This is a genomic window from Mesorhizobium sp. P5_C1 (genome assembly GCF_054049815.1).
Window position 1 is genome coordinate 1 of the sequence record NZ_JBFULQ010001301.1, and the last position, 672, is coordinate 672.

Here is a 672-nt window from a genome sequence, read left to right on the forward strand (position 1 = left end):
GGATTTCTTGACCTACTGCGGTCTCGGTTGGTGCGGCCAGCCCACATGGCCAGGCTCATCTTGCTAATCCCCACCAATAACGGCAGTCTAGGCTCTACTGGCTCGTCATCGGGTGGATGTCAGGCACCTTGGATGCTCCAATCGGGCGCCCGCAAACCATGGATGGACTGATCGCCACCGATAGAGGCCGTGTAGTCGCATCGGGCTCATTGATGATGAATTGGCTGGTCAATAGGTGGATCGCCACCGCCGTCATTCTTTTGGTCTCGATTGGCGAGACTGCCGCTCAGCCTAGGTCTGGCGAGCCTTCCGTTCAGCCGAAGGAAATCCTGTTCCTATATTCGTATGGCCGGGGTTTCCAGCCGTGGGCCACATGGGCCAGGGAAATCCGCGATGAACTGAACCAACAGTCGCCTTGGCCGCTGGACATCCAAGAAGATTCCCTCGTCACGGCTCGGGATGGCGACGACGCTGCTGAGGCCAAATTTGGTGAATATCTCAAGGCGCTCTACGCAACACGACGGCTCGATTTGATCGTCGCAATAGGTGCACCCGCGGCTCGCTTCGTCCAGAAACGGAGAATAGACCTATTTCCGACAACGCCGATGCTGCTTGCGGCTGTCGAAGTGCGCCGGGTTGGACAATCCATGTTGTCCGAGCGGGACGCCGTGG

At 58.2% G+C, this 672-nt stretch carries 1 pseudogene; it reads left to right on the plus strand.

What is annotated here, in order from left to right:
- Positions 1-158: 158 nt before the first annotated feature.
- Positions 159-672, plus strand: a pseudogene (locus ACXJ7R_RS35500) (hypothetical protein); the annotation flags it as partial.